15 protein-coding genes and 2 tRNA genes are annotated in these 14,386 nt (G+C 57.3%); 8 read left to right on the forward strand and 9 right to left on the reverse strand.

The annotated features are described in order from the left end of the window. Position 1: 1 nt before the first annotated feature. Together ASAC_RS04365 and hjc are read right to left on the reverse strand one after the other, a co-directional pair. On the reverse strand, positions 2 to 1,198 hold the full coding sequence (locus ASAC_RS04365; protein WP_013266789.1) for a citrate/2-methylcitrate synthase: 1,197 nt from the start codon (positions 1,196 to 1,198) through the stop codon (positions 2 to 4). 52 nt (positions 1,199 to 1,250) lie between these two features. Continuing rightward, positions 1,251 to 1,733, reverse strand: coding sequence for a Holliday junction resolvase Hjc (gene hjc, locus ASAC_RS07645; protein ID WP_013266790.1), 483 nt, complete (start codon positions 1,731 to 1,733; stop codon positions 1,251 to 1,253). Positions 1,734 to 1,809: 76 nt separating this feature from the next. Here hjc and ASAC_RS04375 point away from each other — a divergent pair, with 76 nt between their 5' ends. Next, entirely contained in the window at positions 1,810 to 2,955 is a 1,146-nt protein-coding gene (locus tag ASAC_RS04375; protein ID WP_148217147.1) for an MFS transporter, read from the forward strand. Between the two features lie 16 nt (positions 2,956 to 2,971). Here the strand turns inward: ASAC_RS04375 and ASAC_RS04380 are convergent, their stop codons facing one another. From ASAC_RS04380 to ASAC_RS04390, 3 genes are all read right to left on the reverse strand, one after another. After that, a complete protein-coding gene (locus tag ASAC_RS04380) occupies positions 2,972 to 3,901 on the reverse strand; it encodes a 2-oxoacid:ferredoxin oxidoreductase subunit beta (RefSeq protein WP_148217148.1) in 930 nt (309 codons plus the stop codon). Next, on the reverse strand, positions 3,891 to 5,828 hold the full coding sequence (locus tag ASAC_RS04385) for a 2-oxoacid:ferredoxin oxidoreductase subunit alpha (protein WP_238523587.1): 1,938 nt from the start codon (positions 5,826 to 5,828) through the stop codon (positions 3,891 to 3,893). Before ASAC_RS04385 ends, ASAC_RS04380 begins: the two co-directional genes overlap by 11 nt. A gap of 98 nt (positions 5,829 to 5,926) precedes the next feature. After that, positions 5,927 to 6,211, reverse strand: coding sequence for a hypothetical protein (locus tag ASAC_RS04390; RefSeq protein WP_013266794.1), 285 nt, complete (start codon positions 6,209 to 6,211; stop codon positions 5,927 to 5,929). Positions 6,212 to 6,402: 191 nt separating this feature from the next. On the opposite strand from ASAC_RS04390, the gene ASAC_RS04395 reads away from it, so the two are divergent. Then, positions 6,403 to 6,762: a DsrE family protein gene (locus tag ASAC_RS04395; protein WP_048812807.1), complete on the forward strand. Its 360-nt coding sequence runs from the start codon at positions 6,403 to 6,405 to the stop codon at positions 6,760 to 6,762. Here ASAC_RS04395 and ASAC_RS04400 read toward each other — a convergent pair. Together ASAC_RS04400 and ASAC_RS04405 are read right to left on the reverse strand one after the other, a co-directional pair. Then, the gene (locus ASAC_RS04400; RefSeq protein ID WP_013266795.1) at positions 6,710 to 8,023 is read right to left on the reverse strand and encodes an APC family permease; all 1,314 of its coding nucleotides are present in this window, start codon (positions 8,021 to 8,023) and stop codon (positions 6,710 to 6,712) included. The genes ASAC_RS04395 and ASAC_RS04400 overlap by 53 nt on opposite strands. 45 nt (positions 8,024 to 8,068) lie before the next feature. Next, the gene (locus tag ASAC_RS04405) at positions 8,069 to 9,037 is read right to left on the reverse strand and encodes an ROK family protein (RefSeq protein WP_148217149.1); all 969 of its coding nucleotides are present in this window, start codon (positions 9,035 to 9,037) and stop codon (positions 8,069 to 8,071) included. Between the two features lie 75 nt (positions 9,038 to 9,112). Between ASAC_RS04405 and ASAC_RS04410 the strand changes: the two genes are divergently transcribed. Continuing rightward, the gene (locus ASAC_RS04410) at positions 9,113 to 9,799 is read left to right on the forward strand and encodes a phosphoribosyltransferase (protein WP_048812991.1); all 687 of its coding nucleotides are present in this window, start codon (positions 9,113 to 9,115) and stop codon (positions 9,797 to 9,799) included. Position 9,800: 1 nt separating this feature from the next. On the opposite strand, the gene pyk is transcribed toward ASAC_RS04410, so the two are convergent. Next, a complete protein-coding gene (gene pyk, locus ASAC_RS04415; RefSeq protein ID WP_238523588.1) occupies positions 9,801 to 11,192 on the reverse strand; it encodes a pyruvate kinase in 1,392 nt (463 codons plus the stop codon). Positions 11,193 to 11,243: 51 nt separating this feature from the next. Then, a complete protein-coding gene (locus tag ASAC_RS04420; RefSeq protein ID WP_013266799.1) occupies positions 11,244 to 11,801 on the reverse strand; it encodes a nucleotidyltransferase in 558 nt (185 codons plus the stop codon). A 138-nt stretch (positions 11,802 to 11,939) separates the two neighbouring features. Here ASAC_RS04420 and ASAC_RS04425 point away from each other — a divergent pair. The 5 genes from ASAC_RS04425 to ASAC_RS04445 all read left to right on the forward strand — a co-directional run bounded on the left by ASAC_RS04425 (position 11,940) and on the right by ASAC_RS04445 (position 14,323). Continuing rightward, a tRNA-Ser gene (locus ASAC_RS04425) sits at positions 11,940 to 12,023 on the forward strand. A 63-nt stretch (positions 12,024 to 12,086) separates the two neighbouring features. After that, positions 12,087 to 12,163, forward strand: a tRNA-Pro gene (locus tag ASAC_RS04430). 179 nt (positions 12,164 to 12,342) lie between these two features. Further along, entirely contained in the window at positions 12,343 to 12,864 is a 522-nt protein-coding gene (locus tag ASAC_RS04435) for a TQO small subunit DoxD (RefSeq protein WP_013266800.1), read from the forward strand. A 12-nt stretch (positions 12,865 to 12,876) separates the two neighbouring features. Beyond that, positions 12,877 to 13,395 (forward strand): TQO small subunit DoxA domain-containing protein, encoded by a 519-nt coding sequence (locus tag ASAC_RS04440; RefSeq protein WP_048812992.1) that lies wholly within the window; start codon positions 12,877 to 12,879, stop codon positions 13,393 to 13,395. Between the two features lie 253 nt (positions 13,396 to 13,648). After that, positions 13,649 to 14,323 (forward strand): hypothetical protein, encoded by a 675-nt coding sequence (locus ASAC_RS04445; RefSeq protein ID WP_013266802.1) that lies wholly within the window; start codon positions 13,649 to 13,651, stop codon positions 14,321 to 14,323. Positions 14,324 to 14,386: the final 63 nt, after the last annotated feature.

Here is a 14,386-nt window from a genome sequence, read left to right on the forward strand (position 1 = left end):
ATTACTTCCTCTCGCTTATGGGAGCGTACTTGAGGCCGGTGGGGCCCACGTACTTCTCGTCGGGCCTTATTAACCTGTTGTTAAGGAACTGCTCTATGTAGTGAGCAGTCCAGCCTACTATCCTGCCCATGGCAAATATTGGCGTGTACATCGGTATTGGAATGCCGAGCTGGTAGTAAAGCACGCCAGTGTAGAGGTCTATGTTGGCAGGCAGGTTCTTCTCCTTCTTCATTACATCCTCGGCCTTGGCGAGCACCTTAACCCACATGTCACCGTTGGGCAGCTGCGCCACGAACTTCCTGGCCACGTCGGTCCTCGGGTCGTGCACCTTGTAGACCCTGTGGCCAAAGCCCATTATGAGCTCCTTCCTGGCCAGCCTGTCCTTTATGTACTGCTCTATGTAGTCCTCCAGCGGTATTCCCTTTGCCTGGGCCTGCGCCTGGGCCTCGAGCAGCATCTTCATGGCCTGCTCGTTGGCCCCTCCGTGCAGCGGCCCCTTGAGCGAGGCGACGCCGGCTGCTGCAGCGCTGTAAATGTCCGTCAGCGTGCTGGCGGCCACCCTTACCGTGAAGGTGCTGGCGTTGAAGCCGTGATCCATGTAGAGGACTAGCGTGGCCTCAAAGGCCCTCGCCTCAACGTCGCTCGGCATCCTGCCCAGGATCATCCTCAGGGCGTCCTTGGCGTGAGGCAGGCTTGGGTCAGGCCTGTAGAGGACGCCGTCCCTCGGCAGGTGCCACGCGGCGGCAAATATGAACGGGGTTAACGCTATGAGCCTCATTGCGTGCTCCTCTAGGAACTCGAAGGAGGCCTTCTGGGGCCACTCTGGCGCGTAGAACTGGCCCAGCAGGTTGTAAGCGTACTGGGCATAGTACATCGGGTGAGTGGCGGGAACCAGCTTCAGCGCGTCTATTAGCTTCTCGGGTATCTCCGCCCTGTAGCTGTCAAGCTTCTTCCTGTACTCGTCGTACTCCTTCTGGTTGGGCAGGTGTCCATAGTGTATGAGGTAAGCGGCCTCGTAAAAGTCGGCGTTCGCACCTATGTCATCTATTGTGTAGCCGCGATATATGGTAGCCTTGCCCGTGGGGTCAACGCCACTTATGTTAGTGGTGTCAACTATCACGTTGTCAAGGCCTTTTGGAACCACGATCCTTCTGCCAAGCGGGCCCTCTTCGTACTGGCACTCCACCTGCTTAGACAAACTGGACCTACCTCCGTCCACGCTAAACTGTAGGCGAGGCTCAATAAGAGAGTTAGAGGTCAGTCGTATCTAACTTACTAAGGCTTGGAGAGTTAGAGTCCAGCCTGAGGTATGTTGAGAGGTCCTTATGCTTTCTCTCCAGCATCTCCTCCACGTCCCTGAGCCTCATGCCGCTCGCCGGGTCATCAACTGCGAAGCTGGAGCCGGTGGGCCTCAGGGACTCGACAGCGTGGAACCTCCACTCGCCTCCCCTGGCCCTGAACGCTATCAGTGCCAGTCCCCCCGCCCTTCTTGCGAACTCAGCCAGGCCTACCACCTGCTCGGCCTCTATGTAGAGAGGGCCAGAGCCCGACCTTGACTTAACTTCTATGACGAGGACCTTACCGTCCCTGACGGCCACCAGGTCAGGCTGAAACCTCCTCTTAGCCCCTCCCCCGCTGGCTGGCCCCCTGACCACAGCGAACCCTCTCTCCCACAGGATGTCAGCGAGCTCATTCTCAGCCCTCGTGCCCTTTGCCTTGGGGTTCCTAATCATCCACGCCTCAACATCTATATAGTTCTACACGATTATTAATTCTTATGTCCTGGGCCTCCAGGCGCGGGGAAGGGCTTTGCGACATAGGCTGATGACGACAGCGTCAGTGACGCTCTCGTTTCTGTGGGCCGCCGTCTCAGTCCTGTCGCTGGGCTACGACATAGAGGGCGTGTCGCTGTCCCTGAAGGCCAGCGTCAGCGAGGCCTCAGTGGCCATACTCTTGTCGTGGGAGGTTGGGGCGGTGGCCTCCGTACTCCTTGGCAGGCTTGCCGATCGCATCGGCGACAGGCCGGTCATGGTCATGTCCTCGTCGCTCCTCGCTCTGGGCCTTCTGCTCGCGGCCGCCTCCAGGGGCCTCTGCGGCCTTTACGTGGCGTGGGCCCTTGTCGGCGTGGGCGCCAACTCAAACAACGGAATAGCCTACTATGTGGCCGCCGACCTTCACCCATCTAGGTCTGGGACTACGATCGGCGTGCTCGAGAGCCTGTACTTCGTTGGAGCCATGATTATGTCCGGCCTCTACGCCGCCCTTGGAGCCTCTGGCTGGAGGCTAACGTTTTTGCTTCTCTCCGCACTAAATGTGATCTCAGCCGTACTTCTGGCGCTGTCGAAGTTCCCTCCAAGGAGACAAGCGGTTGCCCTCAGGCTTTCAAGTATCCCCGCAAAGCCCCTTCTGTTCTCCTCGACTATAATGGCATCATATTTTATACTGACGGTTCCACTCCTAACGTACCCAACATACACGCTCTCGCTAGCTGGCATAGGCGGATCCTTGGCATCGGTAGTTATAAGCGCTGCCAGCGCCGCCGGCATAATATCATATGTTAGCATAGGCGCCCTCTCGGACAGGGTTGGAAGGAGGCTCCCGCTGGCGATCGCAGGCATCATGGGTGCGGCCTCAGGCGCCCTTATGTTAGCCTTGACAAGCAACAAAGCGGTGTTTGCAACAGCCTACGCTGTCGCAGTGGCTGCCAGCGGCTTCTTCTCTGCGGCGGGCGCGTGGGTAACTGAGCTCTTCCCAGGGAGCAGCGAAGGCTTAGCTATTAACCTGTCGCTCCTGTTTGGGAGAGTGATAGGGGGCCTTGCGCCGTTCCTCGTGACCCTTCCCAGCTCCGGCAGAGGGCTCATCATGGCAGTGCTGGTGGCCTCAACTATACTTATCGTAAGCTCGGCCCTTGCTCCGAGGGCGCGGACCGCAGAAACAAAAGAAAGGAAAACTTGAGCCTATGGCCTTAAACTTAAGTGGGCACGAGCCTGTCCTTGAATGCGTCGAATGGGTTCGTCAGGGCCCTGCCGTTAACCCCGACCACTCTCCTGGCCGGCGGGTTCTGAAGGTAGCCAGGCATTATCTTCTCTATCCTCACGTCGAACGGCTCTATCATGGTGTTCCTGTAGAATATGCCCAGGGGTATCCTCGCGTCCCACTCCAGCATCTTCTCTACTATCTTCGGTATCTTCTTGACGTCCTCGGGCTTCTCTATATTGGGGTCCCAGCTCGGGTCTTCCTTGTCCAGGTAGTATATCCTCTTCTCGTACCACTCCTTGGTCATTATGTCGTTATAGGTCGGGCACGGCTGAAGTATGTCAATGAGGGAGGTCCCCTTGTGCTTTATGGCGGCCTTTATCATCTCCTTCAGCTGATCTATGTGGTAAGCGTAGGCCCTTGCTATGAACGTGTAGCCGCTGGCGAACGCAAGCATGAGCGGGTTGACGGCGCTCTGTATGTTGGGCTGTCCCAGGGCCTTGGTCTTGACGTAGAGGGGCAGCGTCGGCGCTGCCTGACCCTTGGTGAGCCCGTAGACGGCGTTATCATGCAGTAGCACCTTTATGTCTATGTTTCTCCTGCCAACCGCGACGAAGTGACCAGCACCTATTCCCAGGAGGTCGCCGTCGCCTGAGGCCACTATAACTACCTGGTCAGGGTTGGCAAGCTTTATGCCCTGGGCCACGGGTATAGGCCTGCCGTGGAGCGTGTGCACGTTGGAGGTCTTAACGTAGTACGGCATCCTGCTGGAGCACCCTATGCCTGAGACTATGGTGACCTTCTCGTTCGGCAGGTCCAGCTCCGCCAGCGCCCTCTGCAGGGCTGTCAATATGCCGAAGTTGCCGCAGGCAGGGCACCACTGGACCCACGCGTCCGTCTTGTAGTCCATCCAGTTACGAGCCATCGCTCACCACCACCAGGCCCTCCTTCATTCCAAGCGCCTTCTTAACTCCATTGTAAACCTCCTGCTCCATGAGGCTCCTGCTGTTGAGCTTCGCAACCCTCTTCTTTATGTCAAGCCCCGTGAACATCCTTATGGCCATAACCATCTGACCGAAGGCGTTGTTCTCAACTGCTATGACGTCGTCCGACGAGCCTATGATACCCTTCACAACCTCCGTTGGGAACGGCAGGAACGTCTTTATCTGAAGGAACCTAACCCTGAGGCCGTCAGCCCTGAGCCTCTCCATGGCGTCCAGTATCGGTCCCTTAGTGGACCCCCAGGACACTATAGTTATCTTGGCGTCAGGATCCCCGTGGAGCACGGCCTTCTCTGAGTCGGGTATGCCCCTCTCTATGGCCTCCATCTTCTTTATCCTCTTTAACATCATCTTCTCCCTAGTCGAGGGGTCCTCGGTCACAATGCCGTACTCGTTGTGCTCAAGGCTTGATACCAGGAACCTCACGGAGCCAAGCGGAGCCCTTGGGCTTATGCCGTCCTCCGTGATCTCGTACCTCCTGTAGTCAGGGCCTGGGTTTGACACGTAGTTGCCCCTCGTGAGGGGCACCTTATAGGGATCTACGTCCTCCCTGTCGAAGCTCATCATGCTTGCGGCCATGTACTTGTCAAGCAGGTGAATAACAGGGACCTGGAACTGCTCGGCCCAGTTGAGGGCCTTTATTGTGTCATAGTACGCCTCCAGGTGGTCGCCGCTGGCGATCACTATCTTTGGCCACGCCTCGCCGTGGCCAGCAAATATGGCGTGCAGGAGGTCCTGCTGCCCCTGCCTTGTGGCTATTCCAGTTGAGGGCCCAGTCCTCATCCAGTCGCTTATGACGACCGGCACCTCGGCCATCACTGCGAAGCTTATCGCCTCATTCATAAGTGAGAGGCCGGGGCCGCTCGTGGTGGTGGCCACCCTGGCGCCAGCTATGGCTCCACCTATGGCCATGTTGAGCGCCGCCAGCTCGTCCTCGGCCTGAAGGGTCAGCGAGTTCATCTTGCTGGTCCCGAGCGCTTTGCTCGCCTCCTCGTCAAGGTCGAACACCCTGTGGGACTCCATGTAGAACGCCTCGTCCTGGCTTGGCGTTATCGGGTAGTACGTCTCAAGCCCGACGCCGCCCACTATCTTAGCCATCGCAACTATGTCGTTGCCTGTTGCTATCATCCTCACCTTACCCCTGTGGGGGCCATCGGGGAGCTCCTTGGAGATGCCGAAGTTGCTCCTGACGTACTCGTACGTGACCCTGGCGGCCTCCACATTAGAGTCTATGATGCTCTTCCTCCCTGAGAAGTACAGGTTTATGGACCTCTCAACAGCGCTCAGGTCTATGCCCAACACTGTCGCCAGGGCAGTTATTGTCATAGTGTTAACGCTCTTGGAGACGCTCACAACCGTCGTCTTAAGCCTGTCCGCGGTCTGCTTCAGGAGATCCTTCAGGGGGAGCCCGATGGTCTTTATGCCGTTCTTGGAGAGGTACTTGACCAGCTCAGACGCTATCGGCTCTACTCCCTTAGACTTGAGGTCAGCTATCACCCTCTCCTTTACCTCGGGCTCCATGGGCGCTATCTTCTCTATCCTGGTCTGCAAGGAGTCCACGTCATATATCAGGTAGCTGCCCTCCTTCAGCTCATTATAGTGCGTAAATATGGCCTCAGCGTCTAGCGCTAGCAGCGCGTCAGCAGGAAGCCTCACGCTCCTGGGCCTTGAGGCCTTCACCCTTACATTATAATAGCTGTGGGCCCCAATTATATCGCTGTGGTACTCCCTTATGCCGAAGACGTCATATCCCTTAAGCATGAAGACCCTGAGCATCATCTGCCCTGATGACTCTATGCCGCCTCCCTGGGGCCCTCCTATCATGACGTCAAGGTCCACTGCTTCGCTCAACTTCAGCGGCACCCCACACCGTGCTCTCTGGCCCTAGCAGGACTTATTAAGTGAGATCAAATTACCTATAAGTTTGCCCCTAAAGCCTACACAGACCTTTAAAAGGCCCCGTAGATCTCCTCCCTGACGTCGGGGTCAACATATGCAGCCACGTACACCCTTACACCCTCCTTAACCAGCAGCCTTGCCTCCTCCCCGTTCACTCTTGTCCTGAGCTCCGGCACCCAGTAGAACGAGCCGGGATCTATCTTGAGATCCGCGTGCCTTTCACAGCCATCGTCGTCCATGGTGAGCTTGCCCCAGGCGGTGCAGAGGCCCACGAAAGGGTAAACCACGTGCGGCCTCCAGTAGGCGCAGGTGGAGCAGCTCTTAGAGCTATTCAAGCCCCCTCCCAGGGGGTCGCAGTAGCCGTTAAAGAAGTAAAATGCTAGCTGCCAACAGCTGCAGGCACTATCGTGGGAGCCTTAGCCTTAAGACCTCAGAGGCGGCTAAGCCGCGCTCCTTTAACGCGGGGACTCAGCTAACTCTGTCGCCCGCTTAAATTTTCGGCGGAGCCCTGCCACTGGGGTCAACCGTGAGCGCCAGGTATAGGGCAGTCATACATGTTGACGAGGACTCGCGTGAGAAGTTGATGGCTGCCCTGAGGAACGCCTATAATTTGCTCGACAGCGTCGGCGAGAAGAACGCTGAGGTGGCATTTGTATTCAACGTCAGGGGACCCCTGACAATACTTAGGGGGTCCCTGGACGACTACGCCAGGGAGCAGATTAATGAGCTCCTCAGCATGGGGGTGAAGTTCTTCGTGTGCTCGATATCGCTGCGGGCGCTCGGAATCAAGAAGGAGGACCTCATCGACGGCGTTGAGGTTGTGGACTCGGGCATCAAGAGGATAGTTGAGCTTGAGAGGGAGGGCTACGCCTATATAAAGCCCTGAAGGCAGCCGCTCCGCCGAGGCCTGCGGCCGCCGCCACGCACACCGTGGGCAGAACCCCGACCAGCGCCGCCCTGAGGCCCTGGGATATCACCTCATAGTAGAGCCCAGCTATCATCAGCGCCGCTCCCCCCACGGCGAGCGGCAAACCCTTCGCGGCGCTCCTCAGGTACCTCCGCGAGAACGCAGCATAGAGCAGAGATATCGCTGAGTGGGAAGTGAACAGCGCAGTGAGCGAAACTATTACAGAGTAGAAGTAAACGTTAAGCACCCCAGCCACGGCTCCAACTAGGTTAACTCCTACAACTACTGCTAGGACCAGCATCGCGGACCTGTCGACCCTGATGCCAGTTAGCGCGTAGGTCAGCCTCTGCACTGCCATGAAGGCTGCCACCAGCGTGCCGAAGAGGCTGCTCAGGGTAAGCGCCACGTAGAGGTAGGGGAACCAGCCTCCGACGAACCTCTCTGCTACCCAGAGCCCTGGATACTGGGTCTCCGCTAGCAGCGAGGAGACCCCCAGGTCTGTGAAGCCAGCCGCGGCGACCTCGTAGTACGCGGCAAAGGATATGGTCGCTGCGCCTACTAGGAAAGCTGCAAGAAATGAGAGGCTCACGTCCCTTGACCCCCTCCTGGCCTCGTAACCCATGAAGAACGAGGCCCCGCCCCCTGCCACAGTGAAGGCGGCCGCCATGGAGCCTGCGAAGAGGTCCTGGGGGGCCACTGAGAGACTGGGGGGCCTAAGCCCAGTGCGCATCAGCACTAACGCTCCAAGCAGAACGATCACTACGACTTCCGCCGCTGAGGTGAAGAGCGTGATCCCCAGGGGGGCAGTTGTGCCAGTCACCGCAAGCCCTGCCACGGCAAGCGGAACTAAAATGGCCGCGAGCTCCGTGAGCGGCCTCGAGGCGGGGAGCAGCACGGGGAGCATTGCGCCAGCGAAGTATGATGAGATGGCCGATATGTACACGGTGTAGCTAAGCCAGTACGTCCAACCGACGGCCCTGGCTATGCCCTCCCCGGCCGACCTCCTGGCAAACTCGTAGGTGCCGCCGTAGGAAGCTATGACCTTAGAGTAGCTGTAGCCTATGGCAACCCAGATCCCATACATGGCCACGCCGAGGATTGTGGCCAGAGGGGCTGACGCTAGGGACTGGGCCATGACTATTGTCAGCAGGGCGGCGGTCGAGCTGAGGGGCGCTATAGAGCTTAACGACTGGGCAAATATCATGTAGCCGGGGACCGACGACTTCCTCAGCTCCTTCACTGGATACCCTATCCAGCCATCTAAGTGACCTAATAAAATGTGTTTCTACCTTGGCCTGTAGGCGCTCCTAGCTATGGCCTGCGGCGGATTTATCGCTGTGGCCGCGGCACCGTAAAGCACCTCGTCGTCCCCAAACGTGCACCTCTCTATTCTAGGCACGCCGAAGACGCCCACGTACTCCTTCATGAACTCTATTAGCTCGCCCTTTATCAGGTCCTCGTTGTACAGGTATATGCTGCCCCCTATGAATATGGCCTCGGGGTCGTAGGCGGCGATTATATTCATCATGCCGGCCGCGTGGACCCTGTTTATGAAGCTCACCGCGTAGCGCGCGAACTCGTCGCCCTGCCTGGCCATTGAGTAGAGGGCCTCTGGGCTGAGCTCGCCCCTGGAGGCGAGCTCGAAGGCCTTAGTGCGAGGCCCTGACCACCTGGACGTTAGGTACTGGGCCGTCCTGGGTATGTTCCTCCCTCCCACGTAGGCCTCCCAGTGGCCGTTGCCCCCGCAGCCGCACCTGAGCTCGGACTCGAAGTCAACTATGCTATGTCCCAGCTCGTGCGCGTTGCCCCTCCTTCCAACTATGAGGTTACCATCAACTACAGCGCCTACTCCAAGGCCCGTGCTCATAGTGACGTAGGCCAGGTCCTCGAGCTCCTTGCCAGCCCCCAGGACCTTCTCAGCCCAGGCGCCTGCCAGCGCGTCGTTGGTGAGGTAGACCGGCCTCTGGAACTCGCTGCCCAGGGAGTCCCTTATGTTAACGTTACCATAGCCCAGGTTGGGGGCCCAGAGCAGGGTCCCATTCCTTAGGTCAAGGGGGCCTATGGAGGCCACTCCTATGGCCTCAAAGTCGTAGCCCCCACTCACGTCCCTTACCAGGTCTACTATCGCCTTAACTAGGTCGCTGCCGCTGGTCCTAGGCGTCTGCGTCTTCCTTACAGCGACGGGCCTTTCGCCCTCAAACAGGGCAACCCTCAGGTTGGTAGCGCCTATGTCAACGGCTATTATCCTTCCCATAGGCTCCCCGGCCCACAAAAGCGTAGCCTCCGATATATTTTTAAATGTGGTCAAGTGGCTCCAGTGGGGATAACTGTGCCCAAAGTGGTCACCAAGTTAGTCTCCTGGGACGAGGTAGTTGAGTGGAGCCTTGGCCTTGCCAGGAAGATAGAGGAGTCCGGCTGGCTTCCCGACATGGTTGTGGCGGTGGCGAGGGGCGGTTACGTGCCTGCCAGGCTCCTGTGCGACTACCTCGGCATAAGTGACCTCATGAGCCTGCAGAGCCAGCACTGGACCGAGGCCGCTAAGGCGTCACAGAAGGCCATCATAAGGAACCCCTACTCGGTTGAGGCCAAGGGCCTGAAGGTCCTGGTAGTTGATGACATAGTAGACACTGGCGAGACGCTTGCCCTAGCGAAGGACTTCATCGCGAGCGAGTGGAAGCCTGAGGAGGTCAGGACTGCGGCGCTGCAGTGGATAAGCCCCGTAGCCAAGTTCAAGCCCGACTACTATTACCTTGAAGTTAAGGACTGGGCCTGGTTCCAGTACCCGTGGACCCGCCTTGAGGACCTGACGCAGTTCATAGAGAGGATCTTCAGGGAGGACGAGAGGGCTAAGGGAGGCCTGAGCGAGGACCGCCTTAAGTCGCTCTTCATTGAGTGGTACGGCGTTAAGCCTGAGGACTTCGGCAGCTACTGGAGGCTGGCGATAGACAGGCTGACGTCTAAGAGGGTCCTAGAGGTCAAGGATGGGGTCTTTGTGCTGTCAAAGTCAAGGAGGTAGCTCAGAAGACCTGCTTTACCTTAACTACAGCGGTGCTCCTGTCCGGGGTCCAGGACAGCTCCACCAGCAGGCTTCCGGGCCCAGTTATGCCCTTGCTCTCGAGCTCCTTCTCCGTGGCCTCAAGCCCCTGCTCCTCGCTGTCGGCAGGCCCCACTACTACTGGCACTGTGCCCCAGAGCAGCGAGAGCTGCCTGGCCAGCTGAGTCGTGGGCACGCCCACGTATATCGATGTGCCCGGCCTGAACGCTGATATTAGCCTGGCGACGTCAAAGTCATGGGCGTAGACCACCACCGAAGCGCCAACGTTCTGTGCCATCTCCACCACTCCCCTCGATATCCTGCTCTCCAGGCTTGACGTCAGCTGGTCGACGCGCCTGGGCCTCACGTTCTTGTTAGCCTCCTCTATTACCCTGCTCAGCCACGAGACCACCTCGGCAGGGTACTTACCTATGGAGGTCTCCGAGGTCACCAGGAAGCCGTCGACCCCCTCCTCAATGCCTGCGTAGACGTCGGAGATCTCGCCCCTGGTGGGCAGGGGCCTCTCTATCATGCTCATGAATATCTCCGTTGCCAGTATCACCGGCTTCAGCTTCCTCCTGGCGGCCTCTATTATCCTCCTCTGAATTACCGGTATGTCCTCGAGTGGGAAGTGCATGCCCAGGTCCCCCCTGGCCACGACTATGCCGTCCACTACGTCAAGTATGGAGTCTATGTTGTTGACCCCGCTAGGCGTCTCTATCTTTGCCAGCAGCTTCACGTCCTTAGCTCCAGCGTCGCTCAGGGCCTTCCTTATGATCTCCACATGCCTGGCGCTCCTGACAAAGCTGGCCATAACGTAGTCGAAGTTGTTGGCAGCTATGAACTTCATGTTCTGCAGGTCCTTCTCAGTAACCGGGGGCAGGTCATATTCCTTGCCGGCCAGCACGACACCTTTCCTTGGCTCCAGCCTCTGGCCGCTTATCACCCTGAGCGTGGCGGAGTCCCTCTCTATGTCCTCCACGGAGAGCACGACCTTACCATCGTCCACGAGCACCCTGTCGCCCCTCTCAAGGGATGCGAAGAAGGCCCTGTTGTCAACAGGTATGCCCTCGCCCTGGGCGTCCTTGTACTTAAACCTGACCTGCTGCCCTGGAGCTATGTCGACCCCCTGGAACTCGCCCAGCCTGACCCTCGGCCCCTCAAGGTCCGCTACCTTGGCTACGTGAACCCCGAGCTCCTGGGACGCCTTGTCTATAAGCTCAAGGAACGTGGCCCACTGCTTCTCATCGCCGTGGCTCATGTTTATCCTGAAGCCGTCGGCCCCCGCGGACATCATCCTCCTTACTATGGCGTAGTCAAGCGTCGAGGGACCCATGGTAACCATTATCTTGGCTAGCCTTTTCACGTGCGGCACCCAGTAGCCCTGACCGGCTAGGGAATATTAGCTCAAGCTATTCATGTGATGCTAAATTATGCCGTGTTCCCGGAGCCTCCTAAGTATAACTTGCCTCTCGTCGAACTCGCCCGCGAGCTCCTCAACCCTGCCCCTGTCCACCCTCAGCCTGCCGCCCTTCACAAGACCCCCTATTTCTTTCAGGGCTTCCTCGTCCTGTTCCCTGCCAGCCCTGGCCTTAAGCACCAGGTAGTGCTCCACGCCTATGGACTTCACCTTGACGCCCTCCACCTCAACCCTCCTTGCGCTGGATATGAAGTCCTCGGGCACATAGAAGTCATAAAGGTTGTCATAGAGCTCCACCGGCACCTCCTCGCCCTCCACTAGCATAGTTATCCTGGGGGTGCCGAGCCACGTCTGCCCGTAGTCCCACGAGTTGGCTTCAGCCATAGCACGGTACGCGTCCTCGTTATCTATCACGTTGGGGGACTCTGCGAAGAGGTCCACGTCGTCGCCTAGGTCGCTCGCGCCTACCGCTATTGCTATGACGCTGCCCCCTATCAGCGTGAACTTGACGTTGTTAGACGTGAGCATCCTTATTGCCTGGGCGAAGGCCTTCCTGCTGACCACCTTGCCCTACCTCACGACATACTCCCTTGGGGACCTTAAAGTAACTTAATGAACTCTGCTGCAAGGACCTTAACGTTGCCGAAGCCAGCTGTCCTGGGTGGAAGCGATAAAAGGGCCTCGTAACAAGTTAGCACACGAGCCGGGGTGGCCGAGCGGTCCAAGGCGACGGGCTCGAGACCCGTTACCCGCAAGGGTGCGTGGGTTCAAATCCCACCCCCGGCGTCATGAGGGCCCACGGGGCCTGAATCCTAAAGCTTAAATGTATGGAGGGATCACACCCACCATGGGGCCGTAGTCCAGCTTGGTAAGATGCGAGGCTTGGGCCCTCGTGATCCCGGGTTCAAATCCCGGCGGCCCCACCACCTCACCTTCAGCCATGAAAGGTCTGTAGTCAGGAGCACCACATAGGTTGCCGCAGTCGCTAGTTTTATTAAACAATAAAATAGTTATAAAGTTATTTATATGAGCTTAATTGATATATTTAATTACTTGATAAAAACGTTTAAACAAAATCGTTTTACTTAAAAGTTTTGTGAGATATATGAGCAGGAGCGTTGAGACCACACAGATGTATCTTCCTATACTCCGCGTGACCCTTGGCTTCATGTTCTTCTCGGCCTTCGTGAGGAGAACCATAAACGTCCCAGACAAGCTGAACCCTCACTCCTCGGCCTACGTCGGAGGCAAACTGATAACGTTTCTGCCCCACGCGTGGGCACCAATAAGGGGCACCCTTGAATACGTGCTCCTGCACCCAGCCCTCCTTTATGAGTTCCTGATATTCTTCACAGCTATGGAGGCGCTCTTCGGCCTCCTGATGATGCTTGGCCTGTTCACCAGGCTCTCGGGCCTTGTGCTCGCTCTGCTCTCGTGGGGCATAGGGCTAGGGGCGGGCTGGCTGGGGCCCACGTGCGTTGACGAGTGGCAGATAGCAGTGGTCGAGGGAGCTGCGGCCTTCATGTTCATCTTCACTGGAAGCAGGTGGCTCTCGCTGGACCAGCTGCTCTCAAGCAGGTTCCCGCAGGGCCTGAAGGTAGGTAAAATGTACATACCGCTGTGGTGAGGGGTGAGCTTCATGAGCGTCTCAGTTAAGGCCATGGAGGCTATAGCCGTAGTAGCCTTCATCTTCGTCACTGGGGTTACCCTTGCAATGTACCAGATAAACTTCGGCGGCCTGAGCCACCTCGTGAACTACTCCAAGACTCCGGCCTACGAGCTCTACGGGACCAGGCTCTACGAGAACGGCACCCTCTTCCTCCAGGTAGCCAGGGTAGCGGGGCCTGACACCTACGGCGGATTCATATCGCTTGTCCAGGTGCTCTACCCTAACGGCACCGTGCTTTACCAGTGGAATGAAAGCCAGCTGGCTCACATACCCTCAAGCGATATAACCAACAAGTACGACCTGCCTGGGCACTTAACCCACTCAACGGGCTTCGCCCTTGAAGTACCCCTAGGGCAGAACTCAACGATCATCCTTCAGATGCCCATGCATGTGAAGCCGGGCAACTACATAGTTAGGGTTTATGACGTGGACGGACAGGACTCTGCCTATGGTATAACATTCCAGGTTGAAGTGATGGCGCAGGGCTGAGAACCAGGCTCATAACTGTAATACTATTAATAAAAAGAGACCGCAAGAGAATTACTTTAAGATAGATTATTATTACCTTACTTTTTAGTGTTTTAGTTTTGTTCTGTTTTGTTCCAGTTCGTTCTAGAGGTCTCGTCAAAGCCCCATCAGCGTTTCGCGCCTACGTTTAGCTGTTAAACTTCGTGGAATCGTTGCAGCGATAAGCTATTTCTCAGATCAACATAAAAACGCCGCGTACAAGGTAACTTTTGACGTGATTGACTTGAACCTGAAGGTGCTGGCGGCGGTCGCCGCCGTGATAGCGATAGCGGTCATTGGCAGTCTTTACTACTTTATTGTCATAAGGCACCCAGCAACGCAGCCCTCAAGCAGCACCAGCCTAGGGCAACTGCTCTCAGCCAAGCCTGGCGCCGTTAACTCAAGCGAGCTCTCCTCGCTCTTGGGAGGCAACTGGACGATGCTGGGCAACAGCTCCTTTGTAGCCGTCGTGAACTTAAAGAAGGGTCAGCTGGACGTTGGATACCTCAACGGCACCAGCAAGACCCTGAACCTGAGCAATGGACTTGAGCTCATAGGCCCAACTGGCCAAGCCAACGGCGGCTACCCCCTCTGGGTCACAGGGTACTTCTACTACTCTAAGGTGTCGCCTAACACAACTTACCAGCTGGGCATAGAGGTCTTCAGGGCGACTAACTCCACTCAGATAAACTGGACCATGAGCGCTGTGGAGGGCCACTTTAATATCGCGCCTCAGACCGCTGACGGCATAACCTATGTCGTAGTCCAGCCCTACGCGCCTGTCTATAACATAACCTTCGTGTACGCATCGTATAGGTCTACCTACCTCATTATAGTGATTAGCCTCTCAAACGCCAGTAAGGGGCAGCTAGTGCAGGTCACCGCGGCGGCCGCCAAGAGCATTGGGTAAAACCGCCGCGAGACGGGCTTTAGCCTCTCCCAAAACATTTGTTTAGGCCTGGAGGTGTCCCCG

The sequence above is a fragment of the Acidilobus saccharovorans 345-15 genome (assembly GCF_000144915.1).
In the GTDB taxonomy this organism is placed as follows: Archaea; Thermoproteota; Thermoprotei_A; order Sulfolobales; family Acidilobaceae; genus Acidilobus; species Acidilobus saccharovorans.

Bases quoted from the DNA above. Each gene is read 5' to 3' on its own strand.
- ASAC_RS04440 (WP_048812992.1), top strand. From the start codon at position 12,877: ATGAGCGTCTCAGTTAAGGCCATGGAGGCTATAGCCGTAGTAGCCTTC.
- ASAC_RS04405 (WP_148217149.1), bottom strand. From the start codon at position 9,037: ATGGGAAGGATAATAGCCGTTGACATAGGCGCTACCAACCTGAGGGTT.
- ASAC_RS04435 (WP_013266800.1), top strand. From the start codon at position 12,343: ATGAGCAGGAGCGTTGAGACCACACAGATGTATCTTCCTATACTCCGC.
- hjc (WP_013266790.1), bottom strand. From the start codon at position 1,733: ATGATTAGGAACCCCAAGGCAAAGGGCACGAGGGCTGAGAATGAGCTC.
- ASAC_RS04380 (WP_148217148.1), bottom strand. From the start codon at position 3,901: ATGGCTCGTAACTGGATGGACTACAAGACGGACGCGTGGGTCCAGTGG.